At 66.8% G+C, this 15,273-nt stretch carries 10 protein-coding genes; 6 read left to right on the plus strand and 4 right to left on the minus strand.

Translation table 11 applies throughout. From position 1 onward, the window contains the following. Nucleotides 1–19 precede the first annotated feature (19 nt). Nucleotides 20–541, plus strand: coding sequence for a YflT domain-containing protein (locus CIHUM_RS04470; RefSeq protein ID WP_051106468.1), 522 nt, complete (start codon nucleotides 20–22; stop codon nucleotides 539–541). Beyond that, complete coding sequence (locus CIHUM_RS04475) at nucleotides 534–1,259, plus strand: type 2 periplasmic-binding domain-containing protein (protein ID WP_034999743.1); 726 nt, start codon at nucleotides 534–536, stop codon at nucleotides 1,257–1,259. Before CIHUM_RS04470 ends, CIHUM_RS04475 begins: the two co-directional genes overlap by 8 nt. Before the next feature lie 87 nt (nucleotides 1,260–1,346). Here the strand turns inward: CIHUM_RS04475 and CIHUM_RS04480 are convergent, their stop codons facing one another. The 3 genes from CIHUM_RS04480 to CIHUM_RS04490 all read right to left on the minus strand — a co-directional run bounded on the left by CIHUM_RS04480 (nucleotide 1,347) and on the right by CIHUM_RS04490 (nucleotide 9,696). Next, nucleotides 1,347–5,081: a multifunctional oxoglutarate decarboxylase/oxoglutarate dehydrogenase thiamine pyrophosphate-binding subunit/dihydrolipoyllysine-residue succinyltransferase subunit gene (locus CIHUM_RS04480; protein WP_034999746.1), complete on the minus strand. Its 3,735-nt coding sequence runs from the start codon at nucleotides 5,079–5,081 to the stop codon at nucleotides 1,347–1,349. Nucleotides 5,082–5,204: 123 nt separating this feature from the next. Continuing rightward, entirely contained in the window at nucleotides 5,205–8,813 is a 3,609-nt protein-coding gene (locus tag CIHUM_RS04485; RefSeq protein ID WP_034999748.1) for an ABC transporter ATP-binding protein, read from the minus strand. Then, complete coding sequence (locus tag CIHUM_RS04490; protein WP_074432042.1) at nucleotides 8,809–9,696, minus strand: hypothetical protein; 888 nt, start codon at nucleotides 9,694–9,696, stop codon at nucleotides 8,809–8,811. The genes CIHUM_RS04485 and CIHUM_RS04490 overlap by 5 nt, the downstream gene beginning before the upstream one ends. An 81-nt stretch (nucleotides 9,697–9,777) precedes the next feature. Here CIHUM_RS04490 and CIHUM_RS04495 point away from each other — a divergent pair, with 81 nt between their 5' ends. Then, a complete protein-coding gene (locus CIHUM_RS04495; RefSeq protein WP_034999749.1) occupies nucleotides 9,778–11,361 on the plus strand; it encodes a carboxylesterase/lipase family protein in 1,584 nt (527 codons plus the stop codon). A 103-nt stretch (nucleotides 11,362–11,464) separates the two neighbouring features. Continuing rightward, entirely contained in the window at nucleotides 11,465–12,322 is an 858-nt protein-coding gene (locus tag CIHUM_RS04500) for a hypothetical protein (RefSeq protein ID WP_034999751.1), read from the plus strand. Here CIHUM_RS04500 and CIHUM_RS04505 read toward each other — a convergent pair. Continuing rightward, nucleotides 12,319–12,843: a hypothetical protein gene (locus tag CIHUM_RS04505; RefSeq protein WP_243427170.1), complete on the minus strand. Its 525-nt coding sequence runs from the start codon at nucleotides 12,841–12,843 to the stop codon at nucleotides 12,319–12,321. The genes CIHUM_RS04500 and CIHUM_RS04505 overlap by 4 nt on opposite strands. Nucleotides 12,844–12,999: 156 nt before the next feature. Here CIHUM_RS04505 and CIHUM_RS04510 point away from each other — a divergent pair, with 156 nt between their 5' ends. Continuing rightward, nucleotides 13,000–14,208: an MFS transporter gene (locus tag CIHUM_RS04510; RefSeq protein WP_034999753.1), complete on the plus strand. Its 1,209-nt coding sequence runs from the start codon at nucleotides 13,000–13,002 to the stop codon at nucleotides 14,206–14,208. Further along, nucleotides 14,205–15,209 carry a nucleoside hydrolase gene (locus CIHUM_RS04515; RefSeq protein WP_034999755.1) on the plus strand — a complete coding sequence of 335 codons (1,005 nt, stop codon included), beginning with the start codon at nucleotides 14,205–14,207 and terminating at the stop codon, nucleotides 15,207–15,209. The genes CIHUM_RS04510 and CIHUM_RS04515 overlap by 4 nt, the downstream gene beginning before the upstream one ends. The last annotated feature ends 64 nt before the right edge of the window (nucleotides 15,210–15,273 follow it).

Here is a 15,273-nt window from a genome sequence, read left to right on the forward strand (position 1 = left end):
AGCGGATACACTGGTGGGCATGACAAATCCCATGAGCAACTCTTCCCGTGTGCCTGCGCGCGAGGTTCCCACGGGCTGGCCTGTCGGCAGCTTCAAAACCTACGCGGAGGCGCAGGCGGCGGTGGATTCGCTATCTGACAAGGAGTTCCCGGTGGAGAAGCTGTCCATCGTGGGCGTGGATCTGATGCAGGTGGAGAAGATCACGGGCCGTCTGACTTGGGGCAAGGTGCTGGGCACCGGCGCGCTTTCCGGCCTGTGGATGGGCCTGTTCATCGGCCTGATCCTGTCGGTGTTCACCGAGCCGGGCTCGGGTTGGGTGACGTTTACCACCACGCTGGTCATCGGCGCGATCTTCGGCGTGATTTTCGCGGCGGTGGCCTACGCGTTCACCGGCGGCAAGCGGGACTTCTCCTCGGCGACGACGATCGTGGCGGGCCGCTACGACGTGCTCTGCGAGCCGGATTCCGCACCGCAGGCGCGCGACCTCATCGCGGGCCAGCTGCCTATCGACGACACGCCGCACCCCAACCCCGATGCATAAGCACTACCGCGCCGCGGCGGCGCTTTCCGTGTGCGCACTGACGGTCTCCGGGGCGTTGTCCGGATGCGCTGCGCTAGGCCAGAAGAGCACGAGCAAGGAACCGATCGCGATCGGCATCGACGCCGAGGACCCGGAGCAGCGCGTCCTGGGCGAGATTTACAGCCGCGTGCTGCAGCAGCTGGGTAGGCCCACCAGCGTGACCGCTGCCGACTTCTCCGCCGGCGACACGCTGCGGGTGCTCAAGGAAACCCCGGTGGATTTCGTGGTGACATGCACCGGCCGCCTCGTCGAAGAAACCGACGTGGAGGCCGCCAAGCGCTTAAAGAAGGAGGCGAAGGATGCACCGGCCGGGTTCTCGGACGTGGTCTACGACCAAGCCATCGCTAGCCTGCCCAGCACCCTGCGAACCGTGGACCCCTCGCCGGCGCAGAGCTGCGGCCGCGCGGGCGAGTTGCCGCAGAACATCATCCCGCTGTTCGAGAAGTCCGGCTTCGACCGCGGCGAGATCAACCGCCTGAACTTCATCACCCGCGTCATTTCCACCAAGTCGCTGGAGGAGATGGTCGAAGACATCGAGGGCGGCGCCGACGTCCAGGACACGCTGGCGGCGTGGATGGTGGAAAACGCCCACATCAACATCTACGACGACGAGCTGCCGGAGGCGGACGAGGACGGGGCAGCGGCGGGCGATTCCGCAGACAGCGCCGGCGCGCGCTAGGTAGGCCCCAGACACAAGGAAGGGCCCCGGGGTATCCCGGGGCCCTGACGCTTGTGGGGGAGCACCGGGGGCGCTCCCGTCGTCAAGCTACTTTGCAAATGCCTCCTCGAGCAGCTGCTTCTCCTCCTGCTGGTGCACCTTGGCCACACCGGTTGCGGTGGTGGACTGGGCGCGGCGGGACACGCGGACCATCTCCGGCATGTCCGGGATCAGCGTGCGCAGGTGCTCGTTGTAGAACGGCCATGCGCCCTGGTTTGCCGGCTCGTCCTGGACCCAGCGGATCTCCTTGGCGTTCGGGTAGTTCTTGAACGCGTCGGCGAGGCGGTTGAACGGGATCGGGTGGAGCATCTCCACGCGGATGATCGCGACGTCGTCGCGGCCTTCCTTCTCCTTCTTCTTGGCCAGCTCCCAGTAGATCTTGCCGGAGCACAGCATGATCGTGGTGACCTTGTCGGTGTCGCCGACAACCTTGTTGCCGCGCTCGACGAAGTTCGGGTCGTCGATGACGGACTGGAAGCGGTCCACCTCGATGAAGTCAGCCGGCTGCGAGACAGCCGCCTTGTTCCGCAGCATCGACTTCGGGGTGAAGACGACCAGCGGGCGCTTCATCTCGCCGAGAGCCTGGCGGCGCAGCAGGTGGAAGTGGTTTGCCGGGGTGGACGGCTGGGCAATGGTCATCGAGCCCTCTGCCACGAGCTGCAGGTAGCGCTCGATGCGGGCCGAGGAGTGGTCCGGGCCCTGGCCCTCGTAGCCGTGCGGCAGCAGCGCGATCAGCGAGGACAGCTCGCCCCACTTGGTCTCGGAGGAGGACAGGTACTCGTCGATGATGGTCTGCGCGCCGTTGGCGAAGTCGCCGAACTGCGCCTCCCAGGCCACCACGGCGTCCTTGTTGCCCAGGGTGTAGCCGTACTCGAAGCCCATGCCGGCGAACTCGGTCAGGGCGGAGTTGAACACCTGGAAGTGGCCGCCGTTGTCGGCCTCTTGCGCGTTGTGGTCCAGCGGGTTGTACGCCTCGGCGTTATCCGGGTTGTACAGCACCGCGTGGCGCTGGGTGAAGGTGCCGCGCTGGGAGTCCTCGCCGGCGAGGCGGACAAACTTGCCCTGCTCCGCCAGGGAACCGAAGGCGAGCAGCTCGCCCCAGCCCCAGTCGATGTCGCCGTCGGTGAACGAGCCGCCGCGCTTCTTCAGCACGGACTTCAGGCGCTTGTTCGGCGTGAAGTCCTCCGGCAGGTTCGCGAACGCGTCGGCGAGGCGCTTGAACTGGTCCTCGGAGATGTTCGTGTCCAGGCCGCGGGTGAGCTCCTGCGACTCGGTGATGCCGGTCTGCTCGCTCGGCTGGCCCTTCTCTGCCTTGACGTCGGAGAAGACGGAATCCAGCTGGTCGTGGAAGTCCTGTGCTGCCTTCTCTGCGTCTTCCTCGGTGATGTCGCCGCGGCCGATGAGGTCCTGGGTGTAGCGGGTGCGCACCGACGGGTGGGACTGGATGCGGTCGTACATGACCGGCTGGGTCACCGTCGGGTCGTCGGCCTCGTTGTGGCCGCGCAGGCGGTAGCAGATCAGGTCGATGAAGACGTCCTTGCCAAACTCGCGGCGGTACTCGGTGGCCAGCTGGGCAACCCAGGCGGCTGCCTCCGGATCGTCGCCGTTGACGTGGAACACCGGGCAGTCGAAGCCCTTGGCTAGGTCGGTGGCGTAGTAGGAGGAACGGCCGGAGTCCGGGGTGGTGGTGAAGCCGATTTGGTTGTTCACCACGATGTGGATGGTGCCGCCGACGGTGTAGCCCGGCAGGCGGGACAGGTTCAGCGTCTCCTGGACCACACCCAGGCCGGTGAAGGAGGCGTCGCCGTGCAGCATCAGCGGCACGACCGGGTGGTCCTCGCGGCCCTTAGCAAACTTGATCTGGTCTTCCTTGGCGCGTGCCATGCCCACCAGGACCGGATCCACGGCCTCGAGGTGGGACGGGTTGGCGGCCAGGGAGACCTTGATCTCGCCGTCGCCGAACATCTGGATGTGCTCGCCCTCGAAGCCGAGGTGGTACTTCACGTCGCCGGAGCCGCCCTGCTGGGCGGCGCGCACGTTGCCCTCAAACTCGTTGAAGATGGTGGCGACCGGCTTGCCCACGATGTTGAACAGCACATTCAGGCGGCCGCGGTGCGGCATGCCGACGACGACCTCTTCCAGGCCCTGGCCAGCTGCGGTGTCGATGATGGCGTCCATCAGCGGGATCAGGGTCTCGGCGCCCTCGAGGGAGAAGCGCTTCTGGCCGAGGTACTTGGTCTGCAGGAAGTTCTCGAACGCCTCGGCGGCGTTGAGCTTCTGCAGGATGTACTTCTGCTCCGGGCCGGTCGGCTTCGGCATGCCGGCCTCGACGCGGTCGCGCAGCCACTCGCGCTCGTCGCGGTCCATGATGTGGGAGTACTCGGTGCCCACCTTCAGGGTGTAGGCGGCACGCAGGCGGGTCATGACCTCGCGCAGGGTCATCTGCTCCTTGCCGCCGAAGCCGCCGACGTGGAAGACGCGGTCCAGGTCCCACAGGGTCAGGCCGTGGGTTTCCATCAGCAGGTCGCGGGAGTCCGGCTTGGGCAGGCCCGGCTGGTGCCAGTGCAGCGGGTTGGTGTCGGCGATGAGGTGGCCGCGGGAGCGGTACGCCTCGATCAGCTGCATGACGCGGGTGTCCTTGTTGATGCCGGTGTTCGGCTCGTCCTGTGCCCAGCGCAGCGGCGCGAACGGGATGCGCAGGGAGCGGAAGATCTCGTCCCAGAACTTGTCGTCGATGAGCAGCTGGGAGATGTCGCGCAGGAACTCGCCGGACTCAGCGCCCTGGATGACGCGGTGGTCGTAGGTGGAGGTCAGGGTGACCAGCTTGCCCACGCCGAGCTCGGCGAGGCGGTCCTCGGAAGCGCCGGCGAACTCTGCCGGGTAGTCCATTGCGCCGACGCCGACGATGGTGCCCTGGCCCTTGGTCAGGCGCGGGATGGAGTGGCGGGTGCCGATGCCGCCCGGGTTGGTCAGCTGGATGGTCACGCCGGAGAAGTCGTCCATGGTGAGCTTGCCGTCGCGGGCGCGGGCGACGATGTCCTCGTATGCCTCGACGAACTCGTTGAAGGACTTGGTCTCGCACTCCTTGATGGCGGCGACGACCAGGGAGCGGGAGCCGTTCTTGCCCGGCAGGTCGATGGCCAGGCCGAGGTTGATGTGCTCCGGCTGCACCGCGAAGGACTTGTTGCCGTCCTCCTTGTAGTTCTTGTTCATGTCCGGGTGCAGCTTGGTGGCCAGGACAATGGCGTAGCCCAGGATGTGGGTGAAGGAGACCTTGCCACCGCGGGTGCGCTTGAGGTGGTCGTTGATCAACGCGCGGTTTTCAAACATGAGCTTGACCGGCATGTCGCGCACGGTGGTCGCGGTCGGCACCTCGAGCGACTCGTTCATGTTCTTGGCAATGGCCTTGAAAGCGCCCTTGAGCTGGAACTCGCCGGGCTCGGCTTCGATCTGGTTGACCTTGTCCAGGGGGGAAGCCTTCGCTGCGGCGGCGGGGCGCTTCGGCTGGGTTGCCACCTTGGCGGCTGCCTCGTCCACCTTGGTCTCGCGGCCGTCCTGGCTCGGGGCACCGGTGGAGCGTGCGACCTTCGGGTCGGTCTTTGGCGCGCTCGCGCTCGCGGCGGAAGGGGTGACGTTGGGGGTGCCCTTCGCGGTCTTCGGAGCGCCCTTGTTCTCGAAGAGCTCGCGCCATTCGGCGTCCACCGAGTTCGGGTCGTCCTTGTACTGCTGGAACATCTCGTCAACCAGCCAGCTGTTCTGGCCGAACGTGTTTTCGCTGCTCACGGCAGGTTCTCGCCTTCCTTCTGGGTTGTGTTCGCGGAACGTTTCTTTGACTGTAATCGTCGGCGCTGGTAGAGCGCTAACTTGGGTTGTTCCTCTCCACGGGGGCCTTGTGTTTCACCCCCGTTATCGGTTAACAGCCCACATATGGGCATATCTTCCGCCTGCGGAGATGAGGTCCTCGTGGCAGCCGTCTTCAATGATACGTCCTTCATCAATCACGAGTATTCGGTCGGCGCGCGCGGCGGTGGCGAGCCGGTGCGCGACGACGACGGAGGTGCGGCCGGCCATCGCGCGATCGGAGGCGTCGAGGACGGCGCGTTCGGTGGCGGGGTCGAGGGTGGCGGTGGCTTCGTCCAAAAGCAGCACCGCGGGTGTGAGCATCTCGGCGCGGGCGAGCGCGATGATTTGGCGCTGCCCGGAACTTAGGCCCCGGCCGCGTTCGCCGACCCGCGCGTTGAAGCCGCCGGGGATGGTGCCGATCACGCCGAGCGTGCCGATGCGCTCTACCGCGGCCTGCACTTCAGCGTCCGTGGCGTCGGCGGTGCCGTAGGCGATGTTGTCCGCGACGGTGCCGGGGAAGAGGTAGGACTCCTGCGGCACCTGCGCGAGCGCGCGCCGCCACTCCGCGAGCGGAAACTCGGCAATGTTCGTCCCCGACGCGCGCACGGTGCCATCGGTCGGGTCGTAGAAGCGGGCCAGCAGCTTGACGACGGTTGACTTGCCCGCCCCCGTCGGACCCACGAGTGCCACGGTGGAGCCGGAAGAAAGGGACAAATCCATCCCGTCGATGACTGGCTCTGAGTCCGGTGAGTAGCCGAAGGTGACGTCGTCAAGCACAAGCTTCCCGGACGCCGCGGTGTGCGCACCGAGGCGCGAGCCGGTGTCTGGGACGGTGGTGCGCTCGGCGAGCAGTTCGCGGATGCGGTCGAAGCTGACGGTGGCTTGCTGCCAGGAGTCGAAGATTTGTCCCAGCTGCTGGATGGGGCCGTAGAGCTGGCTTAAGTACATGGTGAAGGCGACAAGCACGCCGACCGACAGCGTGCCGTTAGCGATGCGGGTGGCGCCGACGCCGATGATCACCGCGGTCATAACTTGGGAGACGAACTGCATGCCGGGGAAGTACAGGCCCACCAGGCGCACCGAGCGCATGCGGATGCGGCGGTAGGTGTCGCTCATTTCCGCGAAACGCGACTCGAAGTGGTCTTGGGCGAGGTGGGTCTGGGTGACTCGGATGCCGCCGATGAGCTCGGCGAACTCGCCGTTGACCGCAGAGATCTGCGCGCGCGAGGCGGCGTAGAAACGCTTGGAGAAGTGCCTGAAACCCCAGGTGGCCAGCGCAATGACGGGCACCGCGGTAAACGCGACGAGCGCAAGCTGGCCGTCGGTGGCCACCAGCATCACCGTCACGCCGGCAAGCGAGCCGACGGCGACAATCGCCTGCGCCAACCCGGTTTGCAGGAAGCTGGACAGCGTGTCGATGTCGGTGGTCATGCGCGTCATGATCTTGCCGGACAGGCGCGATTCGAAAAAGCTCAAGCCCAGCTGCTGCAGGTGCGAGTAGGAGCGCAGGCGCAGGCCGTAGAGAAGGCGCTCGCCGGAGCGCGAGGACAGTACCGTCATCACGGTCATGGACGCCCACGCCACCGCCACCACGGCCAGCGCGATCAGTCCGGTGCGGATCAGGCTGGCCTGGTCGGATTGCGCGATGCCGCGGTCTACAGCCGCGCGCACGAGGGAGGGAAACGCCAGGTCCGCCAGCACGCCGACGACCAGCAGGGCCACGGTGCCAGCGATGAGCCAGCGCACCGCGCGGAACAGCTCGCGCACGTGGAAGTCGCTGGACGGGGTGCGCAGCTGCTCCAGGCGCTCTTCGCTCAGGTCCGGCTGCTCGGTGGCCTCCGGGAGTTTCTCCACCCGCGCGAGCAGCTCCGGGGTGGCGTTGACCGTGGATGCACGCCCGGTGGTGGGCACGATCACGCGCTCGCGCTCCGGCTCGGTGGTCTCGGGCCATAGTTCGGCGCACGTCGGCGCCTCCGGCAGCTGCGCCGGCGAGTCCGCGGACATGGTGGCGAGGTACTCCGGGCTCTGAACAACCTCGTCGCGGGGGCCATGCTTGACGACGGCTCCGCGGTCGATCACCGCCACAGTATCCGCATGATCCACCGTGGACTGCCGGTGCGCGACGGTGAGTACCGCGACGTTTTTGAGCTCCTCGCGCAGGTTGGCCAAAATCTGGGCCTCGGTGACGGCGTCGATGGCGCTGGTGGCGTCGTCGAGCACGAGCGCCTCGGGCCGCGCCATGAGCGCACGCGCCAGGGCGATGCGTTGGCGCTGCCCGCCGGATAAGGTCAGGCCGCGCTCGCCGACTTCGGTGTCGTAGCCGTCGGGTAGATGCTCGATGAACTCGTCGGCGCACGCCAGGCGCGCCGCCTCGCGCACCGCGGCGTCGAGCTGATCGGGCGGAAGATCTGTACCCATGGCGATGTTCTCGCGCACGGACGAGGAGAACAAAAACGCCTCGTCGAACACGCACAGGACTTTGTGGCGTAAGGCGGCGGGGGAGGCGGAGCCGTCGAGAAGCTCGACGCTTCCGGAATCCGGCTGGTAGAAGCCCCCGGCGAGCTGGACGGCCATGGTTTTGCCCGCGCCGGGCGGGCCGACGAGCGCGACCGTCTCACCCGGGCGCACGGTGAGCGAAAAGCCGTTGAGCACCGGGTTGCCGCCGGTGGTAAAGCGCACGTTGTCGAAGCGCAGGCCCGCGCCCTCCACGGGGCCGCCGGTGGCTTCGCGGGCGGGGGCGAGCTTGAGCACGTCGTCGAGGCGGTCGAATGAGCTCATGCCCATCTGCAGCCGCACGTACTGGTTGGTCAGCATGGACAGCATCGACGTCATGGAGGTCAGATATGCCGTGAACGCCACGAACTGGCCGATGGTGATCTGCCCGCGGATGGCCAGCATGCCGCCGGCGATGATGGTGACCACCAGCGCGACCTTGGGCAGCTGGGACAGGATCGGCTGGAACCGCGCCGTGAGCTTCGCCGCGCGCATCTTCACCGCGTAGAGGTGGCGTCCCAGCTGATCCAGCTGGTCGATCTCGCGCTGCTCCTGGCCGAACGCTTTGACCACGCGCACGCCGGAGACGGTCTGCTCGACGTGCTCCGCCAGCTCCGCGGTGGCGTGCTGGTTGACCCACGTGGCGGCGTAGAGCGTTTTGCGTGAGCGGTTGGCCTCCCACAGGATCAGCGGCAACAACGCCAGGGACATCAGCGTCAGCGGGACGTCCATGTACAGCATCACCGCAAGCGTGAGCACAAGTTGCACGGTGCGGGTGAGCATCATGGCCAGGGTGTCTAACACCATCTGGTACATGTTCAGATCCGAGATGGAGCGCGAGACGATCTGCCCGGTGACAATCTTGTCCTGGCCAGGTCCGTCGAGGCGGTGCAGGGTGCGCAGGATCTCGGTGCGCAGCCAGTGCTGTGAGCTGGATGCCAGCCGGCCCGCCGTCACGCGGCGGGTGAAACTTAAGCCGTAGGTGGCTGCGGCGACGGCGACCATCAACCACGCCGTGCGCGTCACCGATCCCTCCGCGTTACCGGTGGCGATGTCCACCGCGCGGCCTGTCAGCGCCGGCACCGCCGTTTGGAACACTGCGGCGAGCGTGGCCGCGATGAACGCAGCTGCCGCAGGCGCGCGGTTGGCGCGGAGGGATCTGGTGAGCAGGGGGTTAATTGTCGCCGCCGTCCTTCGTGTCTTCCTTGTCGTCCTTCTTATCGTCCTTGAACTGGCGCAGGATCCAGGCCGCGAACTCCTTCGGGTTCAGGCTCAGGCCCTTGCCGTCCTCGTCGGTGTCCTTCTCCGGCAGCGGGGAGGCAAACGCGGCCGGCATCGCTGACAGGCCGGACTGCACGTTGTCGATCACGCCGTCTGCAAGCTTGCGGTTGGCGGTGGTGCCGGCGATCGCGCCGATGCCCAGCGGCATGAGCTTGCCCAGCCACGCACGCCGCAGCGTCTTGCGTATGGAGCGCGTGGCGATGCGTTCCAGCACGTTGTTCGTGTTCGCCAGCGTCGGCCCGGAGAACTTTGCCAGCGTGGACTTGCCGGGGATTTTGCCGGCGTCGTCGCCGAGCATGGCGTCCACAATCGCCAGCCCCTTCGTGCCCATCAGCAGCGACAGCACGAGCGTGCGGCGCCGCTCCGGGGCGGCGATGTCTTCACCGCGCAGGTAGGCGGACGCGACGGCGTAGAACGCGGCCAGGTCTAAAAACAGCACGGATTCGCCCGCGACCGCGGCCGCGCCGGAAAACAGGCCGATGCCGGGCACGGCGGCTGCGGCACCCACACCCGCGCCGGTACCGGTGACGGTGTTTTTCAGATGCTTGTCCATCAGTTTCTGAATCTCCGCTGGCGTGGCGTCCGGGTTCTGGCGGCGCAGCCAGTCCACGTAGGTGCGGATGGTGGAGGTCTGCAGCTGCACCGCCTTATCCACCGCGCCGATAAACGCCCGCCCCAGCGGGCCAGCGTCCTTTTCCAGCTGCGCCGGGTCCTCGCGCAGCGCCTCATCGATCTCCTGACGCACGGCCAGATCCTTGGACTTCTTCTTGGTGCCAAACATCGTGTGCTCTTTCGCTAATGGTCTGATTTACGTCGATCCAGCATAGTTGGACTTCTCGCACATCCGTCTACGCTTGAGGCCATGACTGCCGCCGAGCACCCTGTCGCAGACACCACCGCGGGCAAGGTCCGCGGAGTGGTGGACGAGCGCTCCGGCATGCGCACCTGGCGCGGCGTGCCGTTCGGCGCATCCACCGCGAGCACCGGCCGCTTCCGCGCGCCCCAACCCGCCGAGAAGTGGCAGGGGCTTTACGACGCCTCCCGGTTCGCCCCGCCGGCCATGCAAGGCACGTTCGGCTGGCGCGACGTGGTCATCGGCACCGAGGATTGCCTCACCCTCGACATCGTGCGCCCGGACACGGATGAAGAACTGCCGGTGGTGGTCTACTTCCACGGCGGCACCTTCGTCACCGGCGCAAGCAACGAGAAGGTGCTGCAGGGGCATTTGCTCGCAGACGCCACCAAGGTGGTGTACGTTTCCGTGAATTTCCGCCTCGGTGTGCTTGGCTACCTGGACTTCCGCTCGCTCGGCCACGACTGCGTGGCCACACCCGCGCTGCTGGACCAGATTCTGGCGCTGGAGTGGGTGCGCGCGAACATCGCCAACTTCGGCGGGGATGCGAACCGGGTGACCATTATGGGCGAATCCGCCGGCGGGGCGGCCGTGGTGCACCTCATGTGCGCCCCAGCCGCCCGAGGGCTGTTCCACGGGGCAGTGGCGCAGTCGCCGCCGCCAGCAAGCGTCCACTCGCGCCTCCAAGCCGCCATGTGGGTGCGCGAACTGGTTACCCGGATGGGCCTGCCACGCACCACCACACTGGCGGATATGCGCGCCACCAGCGCAGAAGAGCTCGTGCGCGCCGGGCAATCGATGCTGCTGAACTCCAAGGAACTGGTGCAGCTCAACACCAGCTTCATGCCCACCGTGGACGGCGACACGCTCACCGCCCACCCCATCGACACCTTCGAGGCCAGCGAGCAGGCCGCCGTGCCGCTGATCGTGGGCACGAATTCGGATGAAGCCAGCTTTGCCAAGGCCATCTACCAGACCACGAAGGCCCGCCAGCGCGCTGCGCGCCGGGCGCTGGAGGCGTTCGACCCAGACAATTCCCAGGCGGTGCTGCGCGCCTACGGCTACGCGGGTGGACGGGGCGACTACGCTGACCTCATCGCGGATGCGGTGTTCTGGGCACCGACGGTGATCCTGGCGACGGCGCACCGTCGAAAGGCAAAGACTTGGATGTACCGCTTCGATTACGCCTCCGCGGCGATGCGCATGCTGGGGTTGGGCGCGATGCACACCTCGGACTTGGGTGCGGTGTTCGGCGAGCCGAACGCAACGAAGGCCTCGCGGTGGGACGTTTTCGGCGGATCCGAGGGGTTTGCGGAGGTCAGCCGCGTCATGCAGCACCACTGGGGCAAGTTTTTCCACACTGGCGCGCCGGGGGAGGAGTGGCCCGTGTACGGCTTCCGCTCCGACGATAAGCCGGGCCGCGCCACCGCCGTGTTCGACGCTGGCATGCACGTGGAGTGGGATCCGAAGGCGGTGCAGCGCAGGGCCTGGGAGAGCTTTGACATGCGTGAGTGGGGCACCCACCGCCAGGATCTGATGAATTCCGCCGCATCCCTGTTGGGGGCTGCACATCCGGCGTGGGGCGACGACTAGCGGCGCGTCGGCGAAGTCCCACGCATTTGCGGGCATTCGTGGCTAGGCTTGTCCGCGTTGCGGCAAGCCAGCCCGACGGCGCGACGTGGAAGGAACCACAGACATGAGCTTTTTCGAGGACATTGCAGCGGCGCTCGACCGCGAAGGTATCGAGTCCCGCGTGGGCGGGGACACCATGTTCGTGCCCATGACCGCAGCACTGGAGATCCAGTTCGTAGAAATTGACCCGCACTTGCCGGCCGCCAACGTCTACATCGCGGCCGCGGACGTGGACGAGGACGACGAGGATTTCGAGGCCGTGTTGGTGGCCGTGGTGTTTTCCGTAGAGGACGCCGTGGCCGCGGTTGCGGAGCATATAGCGACCGACCAGGTGATCACCGTGCTGCGCGACCTGCTTGAGGGCACCGACGAGCGCATCGGCGACCTGGAGTTTTTCCAGGATCATTTGAACCCGCAGCAGGTGCGCGCCGAGGTGGGCGATAACGCGGAGCTGCTGGTCACCATCGACACCGTCGAGGGCACCCCGCACGCCAAGGTCACCTTCATCGCGCTTCCGGACGACTACGACGACGTGCTCGACGACGCCGAAGGTGAGCTCTGGGAGTCCGACGGCGACGCGGAGCTGACGGAGGAGGACCGCGCCCGCCTCTTCGACGCTATCCACGACGAAGCACTCGTCGATGCCGAGCGGCTCGAGCTGGGCAGCTTCACGGACTTTGACAGGCTTTTCGACGTGCTTTCGCTCGCCGCCGACCAGGCCGAGGACTGGGAGTCGCAGCTTTTGCCCGTGGACGACGAGTACGACGAGCCTGAGGTCTACGACTTGTTCGGCCAGGACGACGAAGACGACGATGACGACGCAGACGAAGACGACGATGACGACGCAGACGATGTCGACTACGACGAAGACGACACGGACGACGCCGACAACGCAGACGAGGACCACAGCCCTCGCCGTTAGGCCGCGCGAAGCCCCTCGAACATCGACGACGGTGACGCGATCGGCGTGAAGGTCCCGTCGACGAGCCAGACGTAGTTCGCCGTGCGTGTCCCAGCCAGCTCATGGACCGCGTGGGCGCTGTCGTCGGGGAGCAGTGCGCGCACCCACGCTTCGGTGAGCACGGTGTCAACCACGCTGCCGGTCGTGTCCGCAATACGGACCTCAATCAGGTACGCCGGCACCTGGCTGCCTCCGTAGCCCTGTATCCGGGCCCGCGCCCGTGGGCCGACCCTGCGCCGGGTCACGGCCAATGTCAGCTGTGGCCCGTTGGCCACCCGCGGCAGTGTGAGCACCGGTGGGCGCCACGCGGCGGTGGGCCGGGACAGCGACCGCGGGTGGTGCATGACGGCCTGTGCGGACTCGATGATTTCCGGGTGGCGCTCGCGGATGACCTCGGCGAGGGATTCCGGGGTGGAGACGGGGGAGTGGGACATGTCGTTTCGGCTGACGCTTCGCAGCGGATTCTTCGTGGTGAACTTCATGGCGCACACACTATGAAGCCCGTCGACATCACCGACCCGGCAATCGAACACACGGTCGAATTCTGGTTGGCTGCCAGGGGTGATATGTCATTGCGGAAAATATTTGCCACATTGCCAAATCAGACCACCCCACCTGGCGATGTACCCTAGCCAGCAATGAACGCCGACAATCCAACTCAACAGCAGACGCCGCGCACCCAGCCGAAGATCCCGCGCACGATCTGGGTGCTTGTCGGCGCCGCGTTCATCATCGCCCTCGGCTACGGGCTCATCGCCCCAGTGCTCCCGCAGTTCGCCGGCAGCTTCGGCGTGTCCATGGCGGCCGCCGGAGCGGTCACCTCCATTTTCGCACTGGCGCGCCTTCTGGGGGCTCCGGGGGCCGGCCGGCTCGTCGATAGGCTTGGCTCCCGCCCGATCTACCTCACCGGCTTGCTTATCGTTGCCGCCTCCACGTTCTTCGTGGCCTTCGCGCAGGTCTATTGGCAAATCCTCGCCCTGCGGTTTATCGCCGGGTTCGGCTCCACCATGTTCACTCTGTCGGCGCAGGCGTTGATCGTGCGCGTGACGCACCCGTCCATCCGCGGGCGCGCCAACGCGCTGTACGCCTCGGCGTTTCTGGTTGGCAATGTCGTCGGCCCGGTCATCGGCGCCGCGTTGTCTTTCCTGGGTTTCCGCGCACCGTTTGTCATTTACGGCATCGCGGTGGCGGGCGCGGCGGTTGCCGTCGGCGCGCTGACCCAGCCAAAGCCGGGCTCCGAGCCGCTGCCCGCAGCGAAGCCGAAGATGCGCGTGCGCCAGGCGTGGCAGAGCTCCACCTACAAGGCGCTGCTGGCCGCCGGTTTTACCAACGGCTTTGTCAACATGGGCTCGCGCGTGGCCATCTTGCCGCTGTTCGCTGCGGCCGTTTTTGAGCGCGGGGGAGCGGCCGCCGGGCTGGCGCTCACTGCCTTCGCGTTCGGCATGGCCGTGACTCTGCAGTTCTCCGGCCGCCTCGCCGACAGCCTCGGCCGCCGTCCGCTGGTCGCCGCGGGTCTTGCCACCTCGGGCGTGTTCACAGCACTCCTTGGTGGGGCCACCAGTTTCTGGCCGCTCGTGCTACTCTCCGCCGCCGCAGGCATCGGCGCGGGCCTGATGAGCCCCGCCACCCAGGCCACGCTCGCGGACATCATCGGCAACGAGCGCTCCGGCGGTACAGTGCTGTCCACGTATCAAATGACGCAGGATGCCGGCTCGATCCTCGCGCCGGTGCTGCTCGGCACGGTCGCGGAGGCGGCGGGCTTCCAGGCCGCGTTCGGCGTGTGCGGGGCGGTGTGCGCCGCCACGTTAATCATTTGGCTTGTCGCCGGAAAGGAAACAAAACCGTGAGAGTCATCCTGGATTGCGACCCCGGCATCGACGACACCTACGCAATCATCTTCCTCACCGCCGCGGCCCACGCGGGGCTCATCGAGCTCGATTGCCTCACGACGACCTCCGGCAACGTCCCCGCCGACCAATGCGCCCAAAACGGCGCCTGGATCCTGGGACTGAGCGGCCTGCCCATCATCTCCCTGGCCGCCGGCCTGCCCGAACCGCTCGAGGTGGAGCTGACCACCACGCCGGAAACCCACGGGGAGACCGGCTTGGGCTACGCCACCGCGCCCGAGCGCCACGTGGAGCACGACTGGGATGCGCTGTGGATCGACTCCATCGAGCGCGGCACCGAGGATTTGCACCTCATCGTCACGGGTCCTTTGACCAACCTGGCCGCCTTTGCCCACGCCCACCCGGAGCATTTTCAAAAGCTCAAGCACATCACCGTGATGGGCGGGGCAGTGCATTACCCGGGCAACACCACGCCCATCGCGGAGTGGAACTTCTGGGTGGACCCGCACGCCGCCGCCGACGTGTTCGCCATGACACAGACCCCGATCACGCTGTGCTCGCTCGGCGTGACGGAGCGGATGTTGCTCGGTCCGGAGGCGTTGGCGGAGTTCGTCGATAAGCTTGGCGGCTCCCCGCTCGCCGAGCATCTCGAGGCGATCACGCGGTTTTACTTCGAATTCCACGAGGATGTGGGCGAGGGGTATCAGGCGCAGATCCACGACCTGCTCACCGTGCTGATCGCGCTTGACCTGGTGGATTACCAGGCGACCGAGACCACTGTCGACGTGGAGACCGACTCCGAGCTGATGCGCGGCACCTCGGTGGCGGATCTGCGTGGGATTTGGGAGCGCGACCCGAACACGCGCCTGGTCACCGACGTCACCGACGAGGGCATCGCCGCTGCCTGGGAGCGCTTCGACTGGGCCTGCGAGGTGCACGCCAAGGCCGCCGCCGGCGCCGCCGAGATTGTGGAGCTGCGCCACCTGCGTGCCGACGACTAGGCCGGGAAAACTCCCCCTGCTACACTCCCGAACCGATAGCCCAGCCGAGGTGACATAGGCGAAA

Source organism: Corynebacterium ihumii (assembly GCF_028609825.1).
GTDB classification, from domain to species: domain Bacteria; phylum Actinomycetota; class Actinomycetes; order Mycobacteriales; family Mycobacteriaceae; genus Corynebacterium; species Corynebacterium afermentans.